The 6,884-nt window shown below is 61.4% G+C and carries 5 protein-coding genes; 2 read left to right on the top strand and 3 right to left on the bottom strand.

The window, feature by feature from the left end:
* Positions 1 to 118: 118 nt before the first annotated feature.
* A complete protein-coding gene (locus CCD76_RS18630) occupies positions 119 to 1,033 on the bottom strand; it encodes a LysR family transcriptional regulator (RefSeq protein ID WP_087721009.1) in 915 nt (304 codons plus the stop codon).
* A 116-nt stretch (positions 1,034 to 1,149) separates the two neighbouring features.
* Between CCD76_RS18630 and CCD76_RS18625 the strand changes: the two genes are divergently transcribed.
* Together CCD76_RS18625 and CCD76_RS18620 are read left to right on the top strand one after the other, a co-directional pair.
* The gene (locus CCD76_RS18625) at positions 1,150 to 2,031 is read left to right on the top strand and encodes an alpha/beta fold hydrolase (RefSeq protein ID WP_087721008.1); all 882 of its coding nucleotides are present in this window, start codon (positions 1,150 to 1,152) and stop codon (positions 2,029 to 2,031) included.
* 7 nt (positions 2,032 to 2,038) lie between these two features.
* Positions 2,039 to 3,121 carry a tartrate dehydrogenase gene (locus CCD76_RS18620; protein ID WP_087721007.1) on the top strand — a complete coding sequence of 361 codons (1,083 nt, stop codon included), beginning with the start codon at positions 2,039 to 2,041 and terminating at the stop codon, positions 3,119 to 3,121.
* A gap of 95 nt (positions 3,122 to 3,216) precedes the next feature.
* Here CCD76_RS18620 and CCD76_RS18615 read toward each other — a convergent pair whose 3' ends face one another.
* Together CCD76_RS18615 and CCD76_RS18610 are read right to left on the bottom strand one after the other, a co-directional pair.
* Entirely contained in the window at positions 3,217 to 4,005 is a 789-nt protein-coding gene (locus CCD76_RS18615) for a PEP-CTERM/exosortase system-associated acyltransferase (RefSeq protein WP_087721006.1), read from the bottom strand.
* Between the two features lie 48 nt (positions 4,006 to 4,053).
* A complete protein-coding gene (locus CCD76_RS18610; protein WP_256961385.1) occupies positions 4,054 to 6,744 on the bottom strand; it encodes a bifunctional diguanylate cyclase/phosphodiesterase in 2,691 nt (896 codons plus the stop codon).
* Positions 6,745 to 6,884: the final 140 nt, after the last annotated feature.

Here is a 6,884-nt window from a genome sequence, read left to right as displayed (position 1 = left end):
AGCCGCGTTTCCCGGTAAAGCGCGATGAACCATTTTTTTGTCCGCGATTTGCTCGCCCTGGCTACTCGTTGCTGTCGCTTGCCTCTTCCCTGTCGACCAGCCCTTCCGGTAGCCGCCTTCAGGGCAGCGCAGGCACGCGGCCGGCCATCTCCGCGGTCATGAAGTCAACGAATTGCCGGATCCGCGCACTTTCGCGGGCCCGTTCGCTGTAGAGCAGATGGAAGTCCGCACGGATTCCTCGCCACTGGGGCAGCAGAGCCACCAGCTCGCCGCTCGCCAGATGCTCGTGGACATCCCACCAGGAGCGCAGCAGCACGCCGTGGCCGTCCAGCGCCATTCGCGTCATGGCTTCGGCATCATTGCTGGCAAGCCGGCCCTGGACTCGAATGGCGCGCTGAACCCGCGAGCCATCGGTGGCCTCGAACCGCCACAGCGAATAGTCGGTATCGTTTTCCCGCACGATCAGGCAGCGGTGTCGGGCCAGGTCTTCCAGCCGTTCGAGCCGGGGCGCCTGCGCCAGATAATCCGGGGCGGCGCAGAGTATCCGGCGATTGGCGAGCAGCCGCCGGGCGATCCAACGGGAATCCGGTGGCTCCCCCACCCGGATGTTGATATCGAACCCCTGCTCGTCGAGCCCCACCGGAAAGCTGGTCAGCTCCAGCAGCAATTCCAGCCGCGGGTGGCGCTGGGCAAAGCGCGAGATCAGTGGCGCGACATGCCGCCGGCCGAAGCCGAAGGTGGCGTTGATTCGCAGCCGCCCCGAGAGCATGGCGTCCTGGTCTCCCAGCGAGGTTTCCAGATCGCCCAGGTCGTCGAGGATCATCGCCCCGCGCCGCAGGTAGCGCTCCCCTTCCGCCGTCAGCGCCAGCCGGCGCGTCGTTCTCGCCGCCAGGGAGACGCCCAGCCGCGCCTCCAGCTGCTGCAGCCGCTTGCTCACCGCCGACAGGGAAAGCCCGAGCTCCCGAGCGGCCCCCGTCAGGCTGCCGGCCTGGGCGATGCGCTGGAAGAAAGCGAGATCGTCGATCGAAGCCACCGGATTCTCCACTTCAAGGCAAGGGTCGATTCGATTCTACCCGGATTATCCCGCGCCGTTCAGTGGCTACACTGACGCCAAAGGTGGAAAGAAAACCACTCTTCGAGGCCAAGCCGATGTTCGATGGATTTCGCGAATTCGATATCGATGTAGAGGACGGCATCGCCATTCATGGCGTAGTTGGTGGTGAAGGCCCACCGTTGCTGCTACTTCACGGGCATCCTCAGACGCATGTCATCTGGCATCGCATCGCGCAGCGTCTCGCCGAACGCTACACCGTGGTCGCGACCGATCTGCGCGGATACGGCGATTCCAGCAAGCCCGAGGGCGACGAGCAGCATCTCAACTACAGCAAACGGCGGATGGCGCAGGATCAGGTCGCGGTCATGCAGGCGTTGGGGTTCGAGTGCTTTTTCCTCTGTGGCCACGATCGCGGCGGGCGTGTCGCGCACCGGCTGGCACTGGACCATGCAGAACGGGTCGAAAAATTGATGGTGCTGGATATCGCGCCGACCCTAGCGATGTACGAAGGCACCGATCTCGCTTTCGCGACCGCCTACTGGCACTGGTTCTTCCTGATTCAGCCCAAGCCGCTGCCAGAGTCATGGATCGAAGCCGCACCGGCGGATTACGTCACCCGCATCATGGGTAGCCGTCACGCCGGACTGGGGCCTTTCGACCCACAAGCCATCGCCGAGTACCAGCGCTGCCTGACGTTACCCGGTGCGGCGCACGGGCTCTGCGAGGATTACCGCGCTTCATGCACCATCGACCTGGAGCATGATCGCGCCGACCGCGATGCCGGCCGGCATCTTCGGATGCCACTGGCTGTGTGGTGGGGTGAATTCGGCACCATCGAACGCTGCTTCGACGCCCTCGCCGAATGGCAAGCAGTCTCCCAGGACAGTGTCGAGGGTGGCACCCTGCCCTGCGGCCACTATCTTCCCGAGGAAGCGCCGGATGCGGTCTTCCAACAAATCATCGACTTCATGAGGTAAATCACCCATGGCCCAGAACAAGACTCACAGGATCGCCGTCATCCCCGGCGACGGCATCGGTACCGAGGTGGTGCCGGAAGGCCTGCGTGCGCTGGAGGCTGCCGCCAGACGCTTCGATATCGATCTCGAGTTCGAGCACTTCGAGTTCGGTAGCTGCGACTACTATCTGGAGCACGGCAAGATGCTGCCGGACGACTGGTTCGAGACGCTTTCAGGCTTCGATGCGATCTTCTACGGTGCGGTGGGCTGGCCGGAGAAGGTGCCGGATCATGTCTCGCTGTGGGGCTCGCTGCTGCAGTTCCGGCGTCACTTCGACCAGTACATCAACCTGCGGCCCTGCCGCCTGATGCCGGGGATCAAGAGCCCGCTGGCCGATCGCGAGCCCGGCGAGATCGACTTCTACGTGGTGCGCGAGAACACCGAGGGCGAGTATTCGAGCATCGGCGGCAAGATCTTCGAAGGCACCGACCGCGAGACGGTGATGCAGGAGACGGTGATGACCCGCACCGGGGTCGACCGGGTACTGAAATACGCCTTCGAACTGGCCCAGAGCCGGCCGCGCAAGAAGCTGACCTCGGCAACCAAATCCAACGGCATCTCGATCACCATGCCGTACTGGGACGAGCGCGTGAAAGCGATGGCGAAAAGCTATCCGGACGTCAGCGTCGACCAGTTCCATATCGATATCCTGACCGCCAACTTCGTGCTGCATCCGGACTGGTTCGATGTGGTCGTCGCCAGCAACCTGTTCGGCGACATCCTTTCCGATCTCGGCCCGGCCTGTACCGGCACCATCGGTGTCGCACCTTCGGCCAACATCAACCCGGAAGGCAAGTTCCCGAGCCTGTTCGAGCCCGTCCACGGCAGTGCCCCGGATATCGCCGGCAAGGGCATCGCCAACCCTATCGGCCAGATCTGGTGCGGCGCGATGATGCTCGAACACCTCGGCTACAAGGAAGCCGGCGACGCGATGGTCAGCGCCATCGAGGCAGTGCTGGCAGGCGACGACAAGTCCGCGCTGACACCGGATCTGAAGGGCAAGGGAACCACCCGCAGCCTGGGCGAGAAGATCGCCGAGGCCATCGGCTGAAACGAAACGGCGACGGCGATCTACATCGTCGTCGCCGTGACACAAGCGTCATGCCGGCCGGGGTTGGAGGCCCGCCCCCGTGGCTCGGGTCGCGTTCAGGAGCCGGCGTACTCGGCCACGGGAGAACGGCCCTGGACGGCGCCCTGTACCGGCTCGTCGAACTGCGCCGACAGCGAGCCGACGATGTCGCGGTAGAACGCCTGCAGCTCCGGCTTCAGCGCCCCTTCCGCCTGGTGCTGGTCGATGTAGTAAGCCGCGCGGACGCCGTTGAACTGCTGAATGTTGCCGACTCGCAAAAATGCCAGTCCGAAGCGCCCTAGCAGCCTGGCCAGCCTCGGCTCCATCAGCGCCAGCGCATGGCGGCGCTCCATCAGACCGATCATCACGGTCGAGGCCAGATAGACGGAAACGCCCAGCAGGGAAGCCACCTTGTAGTCATGGTCGGTGCGCGGGTAGATCGGCCCTTCGTTCTCGGGTACGGGCTCCGGCATCGGCTGACGCTTTCGGTAACGCCCCAGAATGGCGGCGCGCGAGACCTCGCAGGTCAGGTCCCGGGGAAGGAGATCCGGGTTCAGTTCGGCATGGCAGAATTCGCCGCGCGAGTTCGATTCGATCGGCAGTTCATGAAGGCCGTGACCGGAGCCGGGGTAGATGACGCGAATGCAGGCGACGGGTTCCTGCGTCGCACGGTGGCGTATGAAGCAGTGCAGCGCCGAGCGATCGAATTCGTCATATTCCAGCTGCCGCTCGGGCTCCCCCGGCATGACATGACCGAACTCGGACGTATAGACCTGATAGCGCAAGCGATAGACGTACCGCTTATCGGCTTCCGAGGTTGCCAATACGAATTCGAACTGCTGATGAAACTGATCGTACAGACTCATCCCAATGTCCCGTATTCAAGCCAATGTCCCGTTTTCAAGAGAGCGCCGTCAGTCATCAAGGTTTTCGCTAAAAGGTCGGGGCTTACCCAACCAGTATCCCTGTATATAATCCACGCCGTACTCTTTCAGAATGTCATAAACAGGTTCCCGATCGACGAACTCCGCGACGGTCTGTTTGCCGAATCCCTTCGCGATCTCGACGATGGCCTTGACGATCATTTGACTACGTTTATTTTCCGGCAGGTCCCGAATAAAGGAACCGTCGATCTTGATGTAATCAATGGGTAGCTGGTCCAGATAGTAGAAACTACTGAAACCGACGCCGAAGTCGTCCAGGGCTATTGCACATCCCAGGTCCCGAATGTTCTGCAGGATGCAGCGAGCCGTGGCGAAGTCGGTAACCGCAGCGGTTTCCGTGACTTCGATGACCAGCCGATGGGCAGAGACGCCGTTCATCTTCAGCGCATTTTCGAGGAACCCCGTCAGCGCTTCGTCGTGCAATGACTGGCCCGATACGTTGATGGCCAGCCGGCGATCGGAGTCGCCCCAGGACCCCATCATCTTCAGGCTTTCCGAGATGACCCAGCGATCGATGCCGACGATCTGGCCGCTTCGCTCTGCAACCGGTATGAACGATCCCGGCGAAACGACCTCGCCCGTATCGGAGGGGCGCATGCGCAACAGGACCTCGTGATGCTTCACCTTCAGACCGTCTACGCTCGCGATGGGCTGGCCCCAGAGTTCGAAGCCATCGTGTTCCAGTGCGTGGCGAATGCGCTCTTCCCAGTAGATCCGTTCCTGCAGTACCTCTTTGTCCGTCTGCGCCGACAAAAGATGCCATCGCTGCACCGGGTCTTCCTTGGCCCGATACATGGCGAAATCGGCACTCGCCATCAATTCCTTGGGTGTGGCGCCGTGATCCGGATACAAAGCGATACCTATACTCGCAACAGCCCTGTGCTTCTGTCCATCCACATCGAGGCTGATTTTTTCCAGACTCTGGGTAATGATATTCGCCAATATGACCGCCTGTTCGGCGGAGGCATTTTCCATCAGGATCGCGAATTCATCACCGCCCAATCGAGCAATCGTGCCGGAATGACTGAGCTGACTCTGGAACATTTCGGCAATTAGAACCAGTAGTTCGTCCCCCGCCTGATGGCCCCCAAGTTCATTGATCTCCTTGAAGCGATCCAGGTCCATGTAGAGCATGGCGCCGTGCATGTCGCGGACGACGGCCCGCGCCAGTACCTCCTCGAAATAGCGCCGGTTGTAGAGCGCCGTCAGGGGATCTCGGTTCGCCAGCCAGGAGATTCTCTGCTCTGCGCTTTTCCGGTCGGTGATGTCCAGCCCAACGGATATCGTTGCGGGTTTGTCATGGATCCAGGTATTCAGCGGCGTATGGTGCCAGGCGATCGTTCGGCGCACGCCTTTCAGGGTGATCAGATCGCTCTCCTGCTGCCCGCCATGAAGCTCCCTCGCAAAGGGCAGGAACGTCGACGCAAAGGAGCCGCCCACCAGTCTGGATTCGGACGCATCGAGCATGTCCGTGGCGTAACGATTCGCCATCAGTATCTCGTCTTCGCCATGGACGACGACGAGCACCTGGGCCGTATTCATCAGGCCGCTGATGAGATCCCGTTCACGCTCCAGCTCCCCGACCTGCTGCTGCAGCTTTTCTCCCCGTGCAGTGACTTCACCTTCCAGACGCTCCAGCTGGTAGGAGAGCTCGACCGCGGCATCCGCCAGAACATCGATCTCGTCTTTGGGTCGGCTCCCGGTATGGCGCGATACCTGCGATCGCAATTCCGCGAATTTTCCCCGTGCCAGACCGGGAAGGGCCTGACTCAGCGTCCGTATTCGAAACGTGGGTTTCCATAGAATGAAGAGCAGAAAAGCCTCGGAACACAACCACCCTGCCAGGGCAACGAAGAACACCATTCCGGTGGTTTCCTGGATACCCTCCAGCTGCGCGGTGACGTCCTCGACGGATACGAAATGGCCTGAACGACTGGCGCCGGCCTCTTCTCCGCTCTCGAGGGGGATGACGCTCGTCTCGTACTGGCGCCCGCCGTATTCGATATCTTCCGGGCTGGCGATCAGCGCGTCGATCGACACCCGGCGAGAGACCTCCTTGAGGACCGGCAGCACGATATTCTGATGCGTCAGCGCCAGCGAATAGGCGCTCCATGCCGGTATGACGCGCTCGGGATTTCCGAGAATATCCCCGCCTTCTTGCCGACTGAGCAGCGCGATATCGTCTCCCGAACTTCTCTGGAAATAGCTCATCACATCCACGAGCGATCGGGACACCATCAATACGCCGGCATTTTCCCCCTGGACGAGAATGGGCACCGCAGCAAACTGAAGGCAGGAGTTGGCACACAGCAGGAGATCCTGCGGCTGTTCGGACTCGACGACTTTCGACAGCCACGCCCGGGACGGCCGCTTATCGCTACCGTCGTTGTCTTCGCCATAGGCGGCTAGAGGTTCGCCTTCCAGGCTGAAGATGACCAGCTCATCGATCCCGGCATCCAGCTGCAGCGTAGGCCACTGGTTCCGGAGAGATTCCGCAATCTGGTCCCGGTTCAGTGATAGCAAGGCGTCATTGAGCGATTCAGAGGAAGCCGCGACAGCGGCCAACTGCTTCAGCTCGCTGGCCGCGCTCTGCAGGGATGTCTCGATCTGGTGGCGCTGCTCTCGCTGGTTGGCCTGTTGATGGGTCTGGAACTGCTCCATCAGACTCTTGTAGCTGATCCACGTAATGAGGACCGCCAGCCCCAGCAGTATCAAACTGGTCAGCGCAAAAGCCCGCCATTTCAGACTGAGTCGATAGGGACGAGAATTATGATCCCGCCTCATTCACGAGGGTGCTGATT

The organism is Salinicola salarius (assembly GCF_002179555.1).
Classification (GTDB): domain Bacteria; phylum Pseudomonadota; class Gammaproteobacteria; order Pseudomonadales; family Halomonadaceae; genus Salinicola; species Salinicola salarius_A.
Note: the sequence above shows the minus strand (reverse complement) of the source record. Positions and strands in the feature narration are given on the sequence as shown.